Source organism: Boseongicola sp. (assembly GCA_014075275.1).
Taxonomy (GTDB): Bacteria; Pseudomonadota; Alphaproteobacteria; order Rhodobacterales; family Rhodobacteraceae.
This window is the reverse complement of record CP046179.1, coordinates 1,728,301-1,745,177: the sequence shown is the minus strand read 5'-3', so window position 1 is coordinate 1,745,177 and position 16,877 is coordinate 1,728,301. Positions and strand designations below refer to the sequence as shown.

The following is a 16,877-nucleotide window of genomic DNA, read 5'->3' as shown; positions in this document are numbered from 1 at the left end:
TCTTTTAGTCAACGTGTCTTGTGATCGTTTTTTGCAACCGGTTGCAGTCGCATTACCCCCGCAACGTCCCGCGCTCAACAATGTGGCACGGGAAAATACGGGCTTCCGGATATCGGTTCGGATCGTCCAGCATGGACACCACCAATTCGATCGAGCTTTCGATGATCTGGCGTACCGGCTGGTGAATTGTCGTCAAGTTGATGTTGTCCCAGCGTGCAATCTCCATATCATTCAAACCAATCAACCCAATCTCGTCGGGCACTGTAAGGCCCGCAGCCTGGATCGCACTCAGCGCACCAATTGACAAAATATCGTCACCGCAAAAGTAAGCCTCTGCCGGTTCCTGCCAAAGAAGTTTTGCCATCTCGGCACGACCGGCCTCAAAGGTATAGTCGCTGGCGTAGCTGTGCGTGAATTGGACGTTCGTATGGGCGTTGGCAGCCTGGGAAAACCCCGAAAAGCGGTCTTGTGTCGACGTTGCCGAGCTTGGGCCGCCCATGAACCCGATTTTCTGGTAACCCTTTGCGATTAAGGCATCTGCGGCCATTCGACCGCACGCAACGTTATCAATTCCAACAACATGCACGCTTGGCGCACTCGTTTGGCGGCCAAATGAATGTACGACCGGGATATTGGCAGAAACAAACGCACGCGCGTATTCCAGCGGCAATGTCGACGATGCCAGGATGACGCCATCCACTGAATACTGCCGCAACATGCTGACGGCTGTTTCAGGTGTGTCGTCGTCGCTCAGGTTGACCAACAGTGGTCGCAGACCCCGGCTTTGCAGCCCTTTGGTAAACAGATCGAAGACTTCCAGAAACAAAGGGTTGTGAAAGTTGTTCGAAATAAGCCCAATTAACTTGGTCCGACCAGTCGTCAGGCTAGAGGCCAATGCATTTGGATAGTATCCAAGAGTCGTCGCCGCGCGTTCAACCTTGCGCCGGGTCTTGTCCGACACCGATGCACCCTCAGTATACGTACGCGATACCGCCGAACGTGAAACGCCCGCAAGTTCCGCTACATCTTTCAGAGTGACATTCATGGCAATGACCTTTGCCGCTAGGTATCAGACTTGAGGCATTTTGCAACCGGTTGCATTGGCGTTGCAAGCACAAAAAACGCGGCACCGATTGAATGCCGCGTTTTGTATGTTCGGTATTCGAAAGGACGCTTACTCTTCCGCGCCGCCTTCTTCGCCTTCGGTTGCTTCGGCTTCTTCGCCCTCAACACCCTCTTCGACGTCACCTTCTTCTTCATCGTCCTGGCTTGCCAGACCCGATGGTGCCTGGATGTTGGCAATAACAAAGTCACGATCAATCGTCGCTTTCGCGCCGCTGGGCAGATCAACGCCCGAGATTGTGGCCGTGTCACCGATTTCCATACCGGTCAGGTCAACTGACACGCTTTCCGGAATGTCGCCGGCGGTAACCACCAGCTCAACTTCCGGACGCACCGCATTCAACACGCCACCTTGGCGCAGACCTGGGCAGTCGTCGTGGCCAACAAATTCGACCGGGATGAACAATGCGATCTTCGAGTTGCGCTTCAGGCGCATCAGATCGAGGTGTGTCGGAAGGTCTTTCACAACATCACGCTGAACGTTCCGGCAGATGACGCGCACGTCTTCCTGACCTTCGACTTTCAGATTGAACAATGTTGCCAGAAAGCGGCCCGCTTTCAGCTTCTTGAACAGTACGTTGTAAGGGACATTAATCGCCAGAGGGTCGGCACCGCCGCCATATACGATGCCAGGTACGAGCCCGTCTCTACGAGCTTGACGAGCGGCCCCCTTGCCTGTCCCCGTCCGTACCGTGACGTTAAGATCAGGGATCTCACCAGCCATGGTTATTCTCCATTATGTAAAGGGCAGCCTCCAAGGGTGTCCGCCCACGAATGGCGGCATATAGCTGGGGATTCTGTTTTTGAAAAGAAGAATCTTCCTGTCGTAGGGCGCAGTACCTCGACCCACCGAAAATCATTCGTGATATCTCACATCAAGACATCTGATTGGCCTTAGCTTTGGCGCCTTTCTATGGTCGCGGCCAGTTAATGAAGGCCCGAATTTTGAAACGTTCTGATATCGCGCTGGCTGTTTTGGTGTCTTTCCTTTGGGGGCTGAACTTTGTTGTTATCGAGGTCGGCCTGGAAAGCTTTCCGCCGCTTTTGTTTTCGGCCTTCAGGTTTTCACTTGCCGCCATTCCTTTGGTTTTCTTCGTTCAGAAACCGGATACAAGCTGGGGCGTGATCCTGGACGTTGGGTTCGTTCTTGGTGTCGTCAAGTTCAGTTTGCTTTTCGTTGGAATGAGTATCGGCGCATCTGCGGGATTGGCATCGCTTGTGTTGCAGGTTCAGGCGATCTTTACAGTTCTGTTGGCCGCATTTCTTTTGGGTGAGCACTCAAGCAAGCGACAAGTAGCAGGAATTGCCATCGGTTTTTCGGGTATCGCCCTTGTCGGTTTGACGCTTCAACAATCTGCGACGCAGTGGGGCATCGCAATGATCGTTCTGGCGGGGATGGCATGGGCGGTATCCAACTTGATCATACGACACGCGGGGCAAGCAAAGATGCTGAACCTTGTCGTCTGGTCTTCACTTATCCCGCCCATCCCGCTTTTGACCTTATCCCTATTGATTGAAGGTCCTGAAGTTGGGGTGGAAGCCCTTCAAAGCATGACGCTTACGGGGGTTGCTGCACTTTTTTACATCGCATTCGTATCCACGATAATTGGGTTTGCCATTTGGGGCCATCTCATTCAGCGCTATGGGGCAGGGCAGGTCGCACCGTTCTCGCATTTGGTTCCAATCTTTGGCATGGGGTCATCGGCGCTCATCCTTGGCGAAGCCTTCGGCCCTTGGCGCATCTTGGCAGCCGCCCTGATCATCTTCGGATTGGTTCTGATTGTTTGGAAGTCGACGCGCGCCGCGCCGCTACGACAAACTCAGCTTTCGGGCTGAAATACCGTGAAATTCGGATCAATCTCGCCATATGCGCAATTGGCATCCAACAGCGCCATCTGCGCTTCGGCAGGGGTGGCGTCCGTCAGAACAGCAAGGTCGACGTAGGTTGCAACAACATGATCAAGCGTTGGGGTTTTCGGATCGGTGAGATCCCATGTGACGTAGCCGCAAACCAAATTCCGGTTGCCATCGTAGGTTCCCATAAAATCGACGGCACCCAGCAACCTGTCAACAGGATACCAGTTGATCCTGTAACCCGTCAGATGCTGCACAGGCCCACGATTAAGCGGGAAAACGTTGCTCATCTGAATATCGGTTTCGAAGCTGGCTGGAATTGCCAATGGGTTGCCCAACACCGGCGTGCTGGCCGGCGGTGGGGCTGTTGCTTCCACGGCTTCGAAAAGCGCCACGGTGGCGTCGAGCATGGCGGCAGTTTCCGCAGGAAACTCTATTTCGACGTGGTCGGGGTCACCAGCCGCAAAAACAGGTCCGGCAAATACGCTTGCCAGAATCGCGACTGCCCCCGCGTGAATAGACTCTTTAAACCACTGACTTGTCATGCAGGCTAAAATAGGCCCCAAGCTGAAGTGCGGCAAGAAGATGGCTAAAAACTGACGAATTTAGGTTTCTGAGCGCGGCACTGACGCATCATTCCACGCTAATCTCAGAGTTTCTCAAATATTGTCGTCAATCGGGAAACAAAAGCGCCTCAGGCCCAATCGCCGGAAAATCCCTTTGGAACCAGCAAAATATCGCGATCAACATCGGTGACCAGACGTTTTCCACTTAGCGCCATAGAAGTATCCAACTCTTTTTGCATCACTTCCAACGTCTTTGTTACACCCGCTTCGCCCATAGCCCCCAAGCCATAAACCCAGGCTCGACCGATCATCGTGCTTTTTGCCCCAAGCGCCAAAGCCTTCAATATGTCCTGTCCGCTGCGAATCCCGGAATCAAACCAAACCTCGGTTTGGTCGCCAACCGCCTTCACGATCTCTTCCAACACCTTGATTGATGACAGCGCACCATCCTGCTGTCGTCCTCCGTGGTTCGACACCACAATTGCGTCTGCTCCCAATGTGGCCGCTTTCCTGGCATCCTCGACATCCAAGATACCTTTCAGAATGACTTTACCGCCCCACATATCCATCAGCTCTTTGACGCGATCCCAGTTCAATGACGGATCAAAAGCCTCGCCAATCCAACTGGACAACGACGATGGATCAGAAACCCCGCTGGCGTGGCCTACTATATTTCCAAAAAACCGCCGTTTGGTGCCCAGCATGCCCAGCCCCCAGTGCACCTTGGTAATCATATTCGCAATCGATGCGGGCGTTAGCTTTGGTGGGGCGCTCAGCCCGTTTTTCAGGTCTTTGTGTCGCTGACCCAGAACCTGCAAATCAACGGTAATAACAATCGCAGAACATCCTGCTTCGCGCGCGCGTTCAAAAAGGCGGCGCATAAAGTCATCGTCTTTCAGGGTGTAGACTTGGAACCAAAACGGATTATTCGTGTGCTGGGCGACATCCTCGATGGAGCAGATTGACATTGTCGACAAACAGAACGGCACGCCAAAGTTCTCGGCAGCGCGGGCCGCTTTGATCTCACCATCGGCGCATTGCATACCCGTCAATCCAACCGGTGCAAGTGACGTTGGCATTGCAACCTCTTCGCCTAGCATTTCAGTTGCGGTCGAGCGGTTCGACATGTCGACCGCGATCCTCTGGCGCAGTTTCAGCTGAGCAAAATCCGTAGTGTTTTCGCGAAAAGTCTGCTCGGAATAGCTTCCGCTTTCGGCATAATCGTAAAACATCTTCGGAACGCGCCTGCGATACAGGCGTTTCAGGTCGGCGACTTCGGTTATGACGGGCATATCGACCTCAAATCTCAATATTGGTAAGTTTCTTTTACCACTTTGAGGTATTCGAGTGCAACGCAAAAAAGGCCGGGCAATGCGCCCGGCCTTCCAAATTCAAATATGAACGGCTTTTAACTGTGGATTGGTCCGTCGCCGCACGCCAACGCAGCCTCGCGCACCGCTTCCGAATAAGTCGGATGCGCATGACACGTCCTTGCCAAATCTTCGGCAGCGGCGCCAAATTCCATAGCAACGCAAACTTCGTGGATCAGATCACCAGCCATTGGGCCAATAATATGGGCTCCAAGAATGCGATCTGTTTCCTTATCCGCCAGGATTTTCACGAAACCATCCGCAGCGAAATTCGCTTTCGCACGGCCATTGCCCATGAAGCTGAACTTCCCGACCTTATAGGCGCGACCGGCGTCTTTTAGCTGTTCCTCGGTTTGCCCAACGTTTGCAACTTCGGGATGGGTGTAAATCACCCCAGGGATCACATCATAGTTCACATGCCCAGCTTGACCGGCAATAGTTTCTGCAACGGCCATGCCTTCGTCTTCGGCCTTGTGCGCCAACATTGGGCCGGTGATCGCATCGCCAATGGCATAGATGCCTTTAACATTGGTTGCCCAATGCGCGTCGGTCTGCACCTGGCCGCGATCCGACACAGCTACGCCAGCGGCTTCCAATCCAAGACCATCGGTAAACGGTCGCCTCCCGGTAGCCACCAGAACGGTTTCGGCCTCGATGGTTTCTTCCTTGTCGTTCTTCTTCAGTTTGTAGGTGACTTTGGCTTTGGTCTTGGTCGCGGCCACTTTCTGAACAGCGGCCCCCATGACAAACTTCATGCCCTGTTTCTTCAGCGTCCGCTGGAACACTTTTTGGATTTCGCCATCCATGCCCGGTGTCACAGCGTCCAGGAATTCGACAACGGTCACCTCTGCGCCAAGACGCTTATAGACCGATCCAAGTTCCAACCCGATCACACCCGCGCCGATAACGACCATCGACTTTGGAATTTTGCCAAGTTCAAGTGCACCGGTCGATGTCACGACAACTTTTTCATCCACCTCAACACCAGGTAGGCTCGAGGCTTCGGACCCGGTTGCAATGACAATATTCTTAGCGTTGTGAACTTCGTCCCCGACCTTGACTTTGCCCGCTTCGGGGATTGAACCCCATCCCTTCAGCCAATCAATCTTGTTCTTCTTGAACAGAAACTCGATGCCCATGGTGTTTGCGTTGATGGTATCCTGCTTGTAGCCAAGCATGGCCTTCCAATCGACTTTCGGCTTGGGAACACCCAAACCCATTTTCGAGAAATTGGTTTCGGCTTCGTGCAACATCTCGGTGGCGTGCAGCAGTGCTTTGGATGGGATGCATCCGACGTTCAAGCAGGTGCCGCCCAACGTCTCTCGCCCTTCGACGCAGGCCGTCTTCAACCCCAACTGTGCGCATCTGATTGCGCACACATAACCGCCCGGGCCGCCGCCAATTACTATTACGTCATAATCTGCCATGAAAAATCTCCGGTTCGGATATGCTTGTTGACCACAGGATGATGCCCCCGCGTTCTGTCTGCAAGCTGGTTATTGGGTTAAGAAAGCGGATTTCCGGCAGCATTCACGTTTCGAAAACGACAGCTTAGGCGTAAGGGTCGGCATATTGTCGGGGAAAACCCCGAATCCAACTGCCGACCGCTGTTTCAGATTGCCAAAATATACAGATAAGCCGTTGCAATCGCGCCGACACCCCAGACCCCGGTGCGCAGCCAGGGAATGCCAGCCAAATAGATGCCCACATACAGGACGCGCGCGATCAGAAATATCTGCGCCATCAGCAACGTCGTGTCGCTGAAAGCGCCTTTGGCTTGCAATATCAGGATCGCCGGGGCGAACAGCGCCATGGCAATTACCGAATTGTTCAGACATCTCAGCGCACGCCCCGCCACACCGTCCAACTCGCGCGGTTCGTCGCGTGGCGTCGCCAGATACGGCAAACCCATCTTCGGGATTGCCAGAGTCACCTGAACAACAATGATTACGACCGTCAAAAGACCATACAAAGCCAGAATGGATAATTCACTCGACATGTCTTGCTCCCTTCCATTGGATGCACGGTCGAAGATTACCACAAATGTGGAATGAGCGAAAAAATCGCGGGATCTGGATAGAAAGTTGCCCAGGCAAAGAGCACGAACGCAAAGTTACATCGGATCGGTCATCCAACGTCCCGATAACAACATCGAGACTTCGTCAAAAGACATCGCAATTTCGGTCTTTGACAATAGGGGGCGGCCATCAGCCCCCGGTTGCTCGGGGAAGTGAATCAACTTGCACCACGGGTTCTCCGGGTCGCTTTCGTCGCCGAATTCGACCCGGATGACATGGCTCATATTGATCATGGCGTATTCGCCAGTTTTGCGAAGTTTAAGTCGCAGAAACATGGCGTTCTACAGATCCATCAGCAACCGCCGTGGATCCTCCAGTGCTTCTTTCACGCGCACCAGGAAGGTGACCGCCCCTTTGCCGTCCACAATCCGGTGGTCATAGCTCAGCGCCAGATACATCATCGGGCGGATCACGATCTCGCCGTTCACAACCACAGGCCGCTGCTGGATCTTGTGCATCCCCAGAATACCCGACTGCGGCGGGTTCAGAATGGGCGATGACATCAGCGAACCGTAAACTCCGCCGTTCGATATTGTGAACGTGCCACCCTGCATCTCGGCCATCGACAGCTTGCCGTCACGGGCGCGCAGACCAAGCTCAGAAATCTTCTTCTCGATCGCCGCAAAACCCATCTGATCAGCATCGCGCACCACCGGAACAACCAACCCGTTCGGTGTGCCAACTGCCACGCCCATATGGACGAAGTGCTTATAAACCACGTCCGTGCTATCAATCTCGGCGTTCACCTCGGGCACTTCTTTTAGCGCGTGACAGCATGCTTTGGTGAAAAACGACATAAAGCCCAGTTTGGTGCCGTGCTTCTTCTCAAACAGCTCTTTGTATTCTTTACGCAGCGCCATCGTCTCGGACATGTCCACCTCGTTGTAGGTGGTCAGCATGGCCGCATTGTTCTGTGCATCTTTCAGACGGCGGGCGATGGTCTGGCGCAAGCGGGTCATCTTCACCCGCTCTTCCCGTCCCACATCGTCCGCAGCCACTGGCGCACGCGGTGCCGCCGCTGCCGGGGCAGCCTTCGGTGCCGGATTGGCCAGCGCCTTTTGCACGTCTTCCTTCATGATCCGCCCGTCGCGGCCTGTGCCGGTGACAGCATCGGATGACAAACCCGACTCTGCCATCAACTTCTTGGCTGATGGGGCATCTTCAACGTCTTTTCCGCCACTAGCAGCCGGGGCAGGGGCTGCGGCGGCTGGAGCTGCCGCAGGCGCAGCACTTGCGCCAGCACCGGCTGCCATTACCGCCAATTTACCGCCCGCTTCCACGGTCGAACCTTCAGCTGCAAGGATTTCCGATATCACTCCCGACGCTGGGGCCGGAACCTCGACCGAAACTTTGTCCGTTTCCAGCTCACACAGCATCTCGTCCTGAGAAACTGGTTCGCCAACTTTCTTGAACCATGTCGATACAGTCGCTTCGGTCACGCTCTCGCCCAGGGTAGGCACCATCACGTCAACGGAACCGCCACCGCCAGAACCGGCGTCTGCCTTTGCAGTAGGGGCTGCGGCAGGCGCTGCTTTTGGTGCCGGGGCTGCGCCCGCACCATCGCCTTCGTTCAGTGTCGCCAGCAAGGCATCAACGCCAACCGTGTCACCCTCTGCCGCGACGATCTCGGCCAATACGCCGGCAGCAGGCGAAGGTACTTCAACCGTCACCTTGTCAGTTTCAAGCTCGCACAACATTTCATCGACGTCGACGCTGTCGCCCGGCTTTTTGAACCAGGTGGCAATCGTCGCCTCGGTTACACTTTCCCCTAAGGTGGGCACGCGAATTTCGGTTGCCATAATGGTTACCCTTCCAGTGTCAGCGCATCATTCACCAGCGCTTGTTGTTGTAATTTATGCGCCGATGCCAGGCCCGTGGCAGGCGATGCCGCCGCTGACCGTCCAGCGTATTTTGGCCGTGTATTCTTTGCCTTGATGCGGGTCAGAACCCACTCGATGTTCGGCTCCATAAAGGACCAGCCGCCCTGGTTCTTCGGCTCTTCCTGACACCAGACCCAGTCGGCATTCTTAAACCGCTTCAGTTCAGTCACCATGGACTGCGCCGGGAACGGATAGAACTGTTCGACCCGCATCAGATAGACATCATCAATGCCGCGGGCGTCCCGTTCTTCCAGCAGATCAAAGTAAACCTTGCCCGAACACATCACCACGCGCTTGATCTTGCTGTCTGCCACCAGCTTCGTATCTGAATGCCCTTTCTGGGCATCGTCCCAAAGCACCCGGTGGAAACTGGACCCGGTCACAAAATCCTCGGTATCGCTAACCGCCATCTTGTGGCGCAGCAAAGATTTCGGCGTCATCAGAACCAGCGGCTTGCGATAGTCGCGGTGCATCTGACGGCGCAGAATATGGAAATAGTTCGCCGGCGTCGTGCAGTTGGCGACGATCCAGTTGTCCTCCGCACACATCTGCAAGAACCGCTCAAGCCGCGCGGACGAGTGTTCAGGTCCCTGACCTTCGAAGCCATGCGGCAACAGCATCACCAGCCCAGACATCCGCAGCCACTTGCGTTCGCCGGATGAGATGAACTGATCGAACATGATCTGCGCGCCATTGGCGAAATCGCCAAACTGAGCTTCCCACAGAACCAATGCATTCGGCTCCGCCAGCGAATAGCCGTATTCAAAACCCAACACCGCATATTCCGACAGCATCGAGTCAATCACTTCATAATGTGACTGTCCCTCACGAATGTGGTTCAAAGGATAATAGCGTTCTTCGGTCTCCTGATTGACGATCCCGGAGTGCCGCTGGCTAAACGTGCCGCGCGTCGAATCCTGACCCGCCAGACGCACCGGATAACCCTCGGTCAGCAACGATCCAAACGCCAATGCCTCTGCTGTCGCCCAGTCGAACCCTTCGCCCGAACTGAACATCTTCCGTTTGGTTTCCAGCAACCTATCAACTGTCTTATGCATCGGGAAACCGTCCGGCACTGACGTCAGCGCTTTGCCGACTTCAGTAAAAGTCTTTTTGGCAATGGCGGTCTTACCGCGCTGATAGTTCTCACCGCCCTTGTCCAGATGCGACCAACGACCATCAAGCCAATCCGCTTTGTTCGGCTTGTAAACTTTCCCGGCCTCGAACTCTTCGTTCAGCAGGGCCTGGAAGCTGGCCTTCATATCCTCGATCTCGCCCTCGGGGATCAGACCATCCTTCACCAGACGATCTGTATAAAGTGACAGCGTTGTTTTCTGCTTTTTGATCTTCTTATACATGATCGGGTTGGTGAACATGGGCTCGTCGCCCTCATTGTGACCAAACCGACGGTAGCAGAAGATATCAAGCACGACGTCCTTGCCGAACTTCTGGCGGAACTCGGTCGCCACCTTCGCGGCATGTGTAACCGCCTCAGGGTCGTCACCGTTCACGTGGAAAATCGGCGCTTCCACCATCAAAGAAATGTCGGTCGGGTATGGCGATGACCGGCTAAAGTGCGGTGCCGTCGTGAATCCGATCTGATTGTTCACTACGATATGGATCGTGCCGCCAGTTTTGTGCCCTTTCAGCCCAGACAGGCCAAAACACTCGGCGATGATGCCCTGACCTGCAAATGCCGCATCTCCGTGCAGCAGGATCGACAAAGCCGTCGTGCGCGTATCGTCCTTCTTCTGGTCATGTTTGGCCCGCACCTTGCCCAGAACAACCGGGTTCACCGCCTCAAGGTGCGATGGGTTTGCGGTCAGGCTCAAATGCACCGAATTGCCGTCGAATTCGCGGTCTGACGAAGCCCCAAGGTGATACTTAACGTCCCCCGAACCATCGACATCCTCAGGCTTAAAACTGCCGCCCTGAAACTCGTTGAAAATCGCCTTGTAGGGCTTTTGCATCACGTTCGCCAAAACGCTCAACCGGCCCCTGTGCGGCATCCCGATGATCACGTCCTTCACACCCAACGCACCACCGCGCTTGATGATCTGTTCCATCGCCGGGATCAGGCTTTCGCCCCCATCCAATCCAAAACGTTTCGTGCCCATGTATTTGACATGCAAGAATTTTTCGAAACCCTCGGCCTCGACCATTTTGCGCAATATTGCCTTGCGACCTTCCTTGGTAAAGGTCACTTCCTTGCCGTAACCCTCGATGCGCTCTTTCAACCACGATGCTTCAGCAGGGTTTGAGATATGCATGTATTGCAGCGCAAAGGTCCCGCAATAGGTCCGTTTAACAATCGCCAGGATTTCCCGCATCGAGGCCATCTGAAGCCCCAATACGTTATCAATAAAGATCGGCCGATCCATGTCGGCTTCAGTGAACCCGTAAGACTTCGGGTCAAGTTCAGGATGTGGCGTCTGATCGCGCATTCCCAGCGGATCCAGATCGGCCACCAGATGGCCCCGGATACGATAGGCTCGAATGATCATCAGCGCCCGGATTGAGTCCAATACAGCCCGCTTAATTGCATCTTCGCTGACCTGAGCCCCGGCCTCAGCCGCTTTCGCCTTGATTTTGCCTGCAGCCCCAGCCGCTTCCTTGGCTCCCAGCGATCCCCACTGCCCATCCAGCGCTGCCGTTAACTCATCAGATGGCTGAGGCGGCCAATCATCACGCGCCCAGCTTGGCCCGGCGGCTTCCGCCTGAGCCTCAACCCCAGCGTCCCCCAGTTCCTGAAAGAACGCCTGCCATGCCTCATCCACCGCATTCGGATCATTGGCATATCGCGCGTAAAGCTGCTCGATATACTCGGCATTGTGGCCTTGGAGGAATGACGAGGCCTTGAAGATATCGTTTGGAGATTGGTCGGTCATGATGAATCCTCACTTCTATTAGAAGTAGTATTTCTAAGGTCTTCAATTACGGCTTTAACAAGCCAAGCTGCTGCCAGCAGTGCTGCGGCAACAAAAGCCAATAATGGCCAGTTTACGATAGTTTCGAAAAAATCAGTCGGTGAGTTAGAAGAGAACAATCCTTCGGATTCACTGCCGATGTCTGTGCGAAAGTAATTTGTTTGAATGATTGGGCCAAAGGCTGCGATGCCAACGGCGGTCGAAACCGCAAGCCCAACCAAAAAGATAATTAGTCTTCGCAGCGTCATTAGTGGTCTACCCAATCGCCTCCAGCACCGCCTCACCAAGACCCGCCGGGCTCTCGGAAACAACAATCCCGGCCGAGCGCATGGCCTCGATCTTGTCGTCCGCGCCGCCCTTGCCGCCAGCAACAATCGCGCCAGCGTGGCCCATACGACGACCCGGAGGTGCCGTGCGACCGGCAATAAATCCAGCGACTGGCTTCCAGCGGCCCTTCTTCTTCTCATCGGCCAGGAACTGCGCCGCTTCTTCCTCAGCAGAGCCACCGATTTCACCGATCATGATGATCGACTGCGTCTCGTCATCCGCCAGGAACCACTCCAGCACATCTATATGCTCGGTCCCTTTGATCGGATCGCCGCCAATACCCACACATGTCGACTGTCCCAGCCCCACATCCGTGGTCTGCTTCACCGCCTCATAAGTCAGGGTGCCCGAGCGTGAGACAACCCCGCACGACCCGCGCTGGTGGATGTGTCCCGGCATAATCCCGATCTTGCAGGCGTCCGGCGTAATCACACCCGGACAGTTCGGCCCGACCAAGATCGTGTCGGATGTCTCCAGCGCCCGCTTCACACGCATCATGTCCAGCACCGGAATGCCTTCAGTGATCGCAACCACCAATGGAATTTCGGCATCAATCGCTTCCAAAATTGAGTCAGCCGCAAACGGCGGCGGCACGTAAATCACGGATGCATTCGCCCCGGTCTTTGCCACCGCTTCGTGGCAGGAGTTGAACACCGGAAGCTCCAGGTGTGTTTGTCCGCCTTTGCCGGGCGTCACACCACCAACCATCTGCGTGCCATAGGCAATCGCCTGTTCGGAATGGAACGTGCCCTGGCTGCCGGTGAATCCCTGACAGATGACTTTCGTGTTTTCGTCTACGAGGACTGCCATATCAGGCTCCTTGGTTGCGCGGCTGGGGCCGCTTCGTGTTCATATTCAATTCAATTCCAAACCAGCCTGATGCACGATCCTGCCGATTGTCTATGCCGCTTGAAGTGGGCTTTGTGATCAAGACTTGCATCATCCCGCCGCCGCCGTTTCCATGTTGAAACGCGCAACTACTTTACGCACCTGCTCAAGCGACCAGATTGCCATCCAACGCTCACCGCCTGGTGCATCCACGGGAACCAGATCGCCCGCATCGTTGCGCGTTGCTGTTTCTACAACGGCCTCGACAGGTTCAGGGAAATCAAACGGCGATTTGGTCGGGTTGAACGCCTGAAAGCGCCCATTATCCCGCACATTCCGGTTGGCCTCGACTGCATGCATCGTTGTCAAAAGATACCGCGACCCCGAGGCGACAAAGCGCTGGAAAAACTCCCAGCGCAGCCAGTATTTCAAATGAAACAAGCAGTCGCGGCACATGAACAAATCGGCCTTGGGTAATGGGTCAGAGGTGACATCCGCCACCGCAAAAGAGACGCCGTCGCGTGCATAGGCGGCCTGGTTCGCGGCAATCAGACTTTCCGAGATATCCAGACCGACATAATCGACGCCTTGCAGATCAACCTCCTGCATCCAACTCCAGTCGCCACAGGGCGCGTCAACAAAGGATTGGACTTCGTAGCGGTCAAACAAACCCGGCAATGCCTCACGAATGCGCGCGGTCAGAGCAAGACTGGATCCAACGCCCGAACGCGGGTGCTTGCCACCCTCGGACCAGTCCTTGTCTTCAAACACACGCTTCAAATTTTGACGCAAATCCGGGAACCCCCTGGTGGTCTAAACCGCTGGAATATTCGGCCAACCGTTACCCCTTAACCGCAGCAACGATCTTCTCGGCACCGTCCTTCAGGTTGTCCGCCGCAATGACGTCCAGCCCAGAAGTATTGATGATCTCTTTGCCCTTCTCGACGTTTGTACCTTCCAGCCGAACCACAAGCGGCACTTTCAGGCCGACCTCTTTCACAGCCGAAACCACGCCCTCGGCAATCACGTCACAGCGCATGATGCCGCCGAAAATGTTCACAAGAATGCCCTTCACCTGCGGGTCAGACGTGATGATCTTGAAGGCTTCGGTCACCTTCTCCTTGGTCGCTCCACCGCCAACGTCCAGAAAATTCGCTGGCTCCGAGCCATAAAGCTTGATGATGTCCATCGTCGCCATGGCCAGGCCCGCACCGTTCACCATGCAGCCAATCTCACCATCCAAAGCAATATAATTCAGATCGTATTTCGAGGCTTGCAGCTCTTTGGCATCCTCCTCGGTTTCATCCCGCAGCGCGGCGATGTCCGGGTGACGATAAATGGCATTGCTGTCGAACCCCATTTTTGCATCCAGACACTTCAGATCGCCTTTGTCGGTGACGATCAGCGGATTGATTTCCAGCATCTCCATGTCTTTCTCAACGAACATGGAATAAAGCGTGCCCATCAGCTTGACGCATTGCTTGATCTGCTGGCCTTCCAGCTTCAGCGCAAAGGCGATCCGGCGGCCATGAAACGGCTGGTACCCGGTGGCAGGATCAACGCTGAACGACAGGATTTTATCCGGTGTTTTCTCGGCCACCTCTTCAATATCCATGCCGCCTTCGGTCGAGGCGACAAAGCTCACTCGGCTACTGCCGCGGTCCACCAGCAATGCCAGATACATCTCTGTCTGAATGCCTGCGCCATCTTCAATGTAGATGCGGTTGACCTGCTTGCCCGCCGGACCGGTTTGCTTGGTCACCAACGTGCGACCCAACATGCGTTTGGCTTCTTCAGCAGCTTGCTCAACCGACTTGGCTAAACGAACACCACCCTGATCACCGGCATCGGCTTCTTTGAACGTGCCCTTGCCGCGGCCACCTGCGTGAATCTGCGCTTTGACCACCCACAGCGGGCCGTCCATTTCACCGGCTGCACTTTTGGCTTCTTCGGACCGCAATACCGCGCGACCGTCCGAAACAGGGGCCCCGTAACTGCGCAGCAATGCTTTTGCCTGATACTCATGGATATTCATTTGGGGTCTCCTTGACGGCTTTTCATTGGAATTGTTGGCACGCGATGTCCGGGTTGTGAAACGAAAATGTCCTTGCTGGCATGGATTTGCGAATATTTCCGAATTTTGTGATCACACCATTATATCGTGTGATCACAAAGCCGCCGCAAAATGGAATTATTCGCGAATCCCTGATTTTTGCCAGCTGGCCTGGCGTGAAAGCGAATGCCGATATCCGGAACACGACAACTTAATTGCCGCGTTGAAAAGCATTCTCCATCATCGCCGTTAGGACTTCAAATTCTGCCAGGATACTGCCCCAAGATTAGCCAACGCGGCTTCCAATCCCGGAGCCAGCAGCGATGGGTTTAAACAAAGCGTATCTTTGCTCAGACGAAACCCAACATAATTAGCCGCTTCAAGCTGGTCGCGAATACGGCGGTCAGTCGCGTCGTCCAAATGAACATTCTCATATAGGATGAACTCGGGACTAAACTGGTCAAAGCGTGCTCCGGCAAAAACATCTGCCTCATGGCCCTCGACATCCACAATCAACCCGTCTGCATCCAAGGCATGTTGTTCAACCAAAATGTCATCCAGCCGCCGCAAATCGATCTTTTCTTCAACGATGTCGTTCGGGTCGGCATTGTCGCGCCGCATCGACATCAACCGAAAAAAAGTGTCGCGATCCAGCGATGCCGCACCGGGAACCCATTTTGGATATCGATCGCGTGCTTGAGGGTCCAAAGTATGAAGAGTTAAAGTTCCAGATTTAGAAGATGCACCGACATTCAAACATTTCACCCATGGGCGGTCTTTGTGCAGAGTTTGCAATCTGGCAAAAGGTTCAGTCGCAGGTTCCAACAACAACGCGTCCCAGGTCCCGCGGACTACATGACTATACATCATGTCATCGAGAAACCCGTCATGGGCGCCAACCTGAACATACTTTGGACGACGGCCCGCAGCGCGTGCTTTTGACTCCACCAGATCAAAAACCAAACCCGGCAAACTGTCCTGAGACGCCTGCAGTAACCTGCGATGCGCGCGTTTAAAATGTCGGGCGTCTGCGGCCAATGTTGATCCTACTCAGGCTTTTCGAATTCCAGGCCGACACTCTGCAATGCCTGACCAATGAAAGACTCGGAGTGCGGAGGATTCGACTTGTGGTGCGCCCGCATCAAACTGCTCCACAAGTGAACAGTACACGTTTTTTCTGTCATCCAGAACTCCATGCTGGGCTTGGAGTTAAATGGAAGATCGGCCAGGGTCCAATAAACAGGCGAAAACACCTCTTGTTGTGCGCAATGTTCGAACTCACCGGAATCCAACAACCCATGAGTTATGGCCATCGGTCCCAGAATTATTCTTCGTTCCTTATACATCCCGACCAACTTATTCTCGGGCGGAATATCAGAGACGCGGTTCTGTCCACGCGGACGAAGCCAAGGCGGAACAAACTCGGGGTCCGTGACGGCTTGATGCAACAGCGCAAGAGTGGCCGAACCATGGGGTAGCCGCATTACCGCATTGTTGACTTGGTTCCTCTCGCCGGTTCGGCCGGCGATGAAGCGGTGTTCGGGCCAGGTAATAGGCTTCACACAAATTAAATCAGTGTCGCACCAGACCTCATCGGTCTTTGACATCAAAAAGATGCGAAAGATATCCGCGATATATGCAGGAGCTGTCTGGTCGAACAGCTCCTGGCTTGGTTCGAATATTTCGTTGGCGTCGGCCGTCTCAATGTCTTCAGGTATATTCTCTACCGGTGCATAGGAATACAGCTTTACCCGATGCCCCTGAGCACGAAATGACGCCAATCCAAGCCGATCATACCAGCGCAGCCGATTTCCAACCCAAAGACTTGAAATCGTAGGCAGATCAGGATCAATGGGCGTCAGTGACACCGAC

Annotated in this window: 16 protein-coding genes; 1 reads left to right on the top strand and 15 read right to left on the bottom strand. The window is 54.6% G+C overall.

Annotation, left to right across the window (positions count from 1 at the left end; genetic code table 11):
* Positions 1–52: 52 nt before the first annotated feature.
* On the bottom strand, positions 53–1,045 hold the full coding sequence (locus tag GKR98_08820; GenBank protein QMU58289.1) for a substrate-binding domain-containing protein: 993 nt from the start codon (positions 1,043–1,045) through the stop codon (positions 53–55).
* Between the two features lie 129 nt (positions 1,046–1,174).
* On the bottom strand, positions 1,175–1,846 hold the full coding sequence (locus GKR98_08815; protein QMU58288.1) for a 50S ribosomal protein L25/general stress protein Ctc: 672 nt from the start codon (positions 1,844–1,846) through the stop codon (positions 1,175–1,177).
* Between the two features lie 221 nt (positions 1,847–2,067).
* On the opposite strand from GKR98_08815, the gene GKR98_08810 reads away from it, so the two are divergent.
* Positions 2,068–2,958, top strand: coding sequence for an EamA family transporter (locus tag GKR98_08810; protein ID QMU58287.1), 891 nt, complete (start codon positions 2,068–2,070; stop codon positions 2,956–2,958).
* Here GKR98_08810 and GKR98_08805 read toward each other — a convergent pair.
* From GKR98_08805 to GKR98_08745, 13 genes are all read right to left on the bottom strand, one after another.
* Complete coding sequence (locus GKR98_08805; GenBank protein QMU58286.1) at positions 2,943–3,521, bottom strand: hypothetical protein; 579 nt, start codon at positions 3,519–3,521, stop codon at positions 2,943–2,945. The genes GKR98_08810 and GKR98_08805 overlap by 16 nt on opposite strands.
* A gap of 149 nt (positions 3,522–3,670) precedes the next feature.
* Positions 3,671–4,834 (bottom strand): L-lactate dehydrogenase, encoded by a 1,164-nt coding sequence (locus GKR98_08800; protein ID QMU58285.1) that lies wholly within the window; start codon positions 4,832–4,834, stop codon positions 3,671–3,673.
* Positions 4,835–4,950: 116 nt separating this feature from the next.
* Entirely contained in the window at positions 4,951–6,339 is a 1,389-nt protein-coding gene (locus GKR98_08795; protein ID QMU58284.1) for a dihydrolipoyl dehydrogenase, read from the bottom strand.
* 185 nt (positions 6,340–6,524) lie between these two features.
* A complete protein-coding gene (locus GKR98_08790) occupies positions 6,525–6,911 on the bottom strand; it encodes an MAPEG family protein (GenBank protein ID QMU58283.1) in 387 nt (128 codons plus the stop codon).
* Between the two features lie 114 nt (positions 6,912–7,025).
* Positions 7,026–7,265, bottom strand: coding sequence for a hypothetical protein (locus GKR98_08785; protein QMU58282.1), 240 nt, complete (start codon positions 7,263–7,265; stop codon positions 7,026–7,028).
* A 6-nt stretch (positions 7,266–7,271) separates the two neighbouring features.
* Positions 7,272–8,789 (bottom strand): 2-oxoglutarate dehydrogenase complex dihydrolipoyllysine-residue succinyltransferase, encoded by a 1,518-nt coding sequence (odhB, locus tag GKR98_08780; GenBank protein QMU58281.1) that lies wholly within the window; start codon positions 8,787–8,789, stop codon positions 7,272–7,274.
* Positions 8,790–8,794: 5 nt separating this feature from the next.
* Positions 8,795–11,758: a 2-oxoglutarate dehydrogenase E1 component gene (locus tag GKR98_08775; protein QMU58280.1), complete on the bottom strand. Its 2,964-nt coding sequence runs from the start codon at positions 11,756–11,758 to the stop codon at positions 8,795–8,797.
* Positions 11,755–12,045: a hypothetical protein gene (locus tag GKR98_08770; protein QMU58279.1), complete on the bottom strand. Its 291-nt coding sequence runs from the start codon at positions 12,043–12,045 to the stop codon at positions 11,755–11,757. The genes GKR98_08775 and GKR98_08770 overlap by 4 nt, the downstream gene beginning before the upstream one ends.
* 7 nt (positions 12,046–12,052) lie before the next feature.
* Positions 12,053–12,934, bottom strand: a complete 882-nt coding sequence (gene sucD / locus GKR98_08765) for a succinate--CoA ligase subunit alpha (GenBank protein QMU58278.1) — start codon at positions 12,932–12,934, stop codon at positions 12,053–12,055.
* A 129-nt stretch (positions 12,935–13,063) separates the two neighbouring features.
* Entirely contained in the window at positions 13,064–13,732 is a 669-nt protein-coding gene (locus GKR98_08760; protein QMU58277.1) for a methyltransferase domain-containing protein, read from the bottom strand.
* A gap of 61 nt (positions 13,733–13,793) precedes the next feature.
* Positions 13,794–14,987 (bottom strand): ADP-forming succinate--CoA ligase subunit beta, encoded by a 1,194-nt coding sequence (sucC, locus tag GKR98_08755; GenBank protein ID QMU58276.1) that lies wholly within the window; start codon positions 14,985–14,987, stop codon positions 13,794–13,796.
* A 267-nt stretch (positions 14,988–15,254) separates the two neighbouring features.
* A complete protein-coding gene (locus GKR98_08750; protein ID QMU58275.1) occupies positions 15,255–16,043 on the bottom strand; it encodes an FkbM family methyltransferase in 789 nt (262 codons plus the stop codon).
* A gap of 8 nt (positions 16,044–16,051) precedes the next feature.
* The gene (locus GKR98_08745) at positions 16,052–16,873 is read right to left on the bottom strand and encodes a hypothetical protein (protein ID QMU58274.1); all 822 of its coding nucleotides are present in this window, start codon (positions 16,871–16,873) and stop codon (positions 16,052–16,054) included.
* Positions 16,874–16,877: the final 4 nt, after the last annotated feature.

Excerpts from the sequence above, each read along its gene's own strand:
- GKR98_08820 (QMU58289.1), bottom strand. The coding sequence starts at position 1,045 with ATGAATGTCACTCTGAAAGATGTAGCGGAACTTGCGGGCGTTTCACGT.
- GKR98_08770 (QMU58279.1), bottom strand. The coding sequence starts at position 12,045 with ATGACGCTGCGAAGACTAATTATCTTTTTGGTTGGGCTTGCGGTTTCG.
- GKR98_08815 (QMU58288.1), bottom strand. The coding sequence starts at position 1,846 with ATGGCTGGTGAGATCCCTGATCTTAACGTCACGGTACGGACGGGGACA.
- GKR98_08795 (QMU58284.1), bottom strand. The coding sequence starts at position 6,339 with ATGGCAGATTATGACGTAATAGTAATTGGCGGCGGCCCGGGCGGTTAT.
- GKR98_08805 (QMU58286.1), bottom strand. The coding sequence starts at position 3,521 with ATGACAAGTCAGTGGTTTAAAGAGTCTATTCACGCGGGGGCAGTCGCG.
- GKR98_08790 (QMU58283.1), bottom strand. The coding sequence starts at position 6,911 with ATGTCGAGTGAATTATCCATTCTGGCTTTGTATGGTCTTTTGACGGTC.
- GKR98_08785 (QMU58282.1), bottom strand. The coding sequence starts at position 7,265 with ATGTTTCTGCGACTTAAACTTCGCAAAACTGGCGAATACGCCATGATC.
- GKR98_08800 (QMU58285.1), bottom strand. The coding sequence starts at position 4,834 with ATGCCCGTCATAACCGAAGTCGCCGACCTGAAACGCCTGTATCGCAGG.
- sucC (QMU58276.1), bottom strand. The coding sequence starts at position 14,987 with ATGAATATCCATGAGTATCAGGCAAAAGCATTGCTGCGCAGTTACGGG.
- GKR98_08775 (QMU58280.1), bottom strand. The coding sequence starts at position 11,758 with ATGACCGACCAATCTCCAAACGATATCTTCAAGGCCTCGTCATTCCTC.
- sucD (QMU58278.1), bottom strand. The coding sequence starts at position 12,934 with ATGGCAGTCCTCGTAGACGAAAACACGAAAGTCATCTGTCAGGGATTC.
- odhB (QMU58281.1), bottom strand. The coding sequence starts at position 8,789 with ATGGCAACCGAAATTCGCGTGCCCACCTTAGGGGAAAGTGTAACCGAG.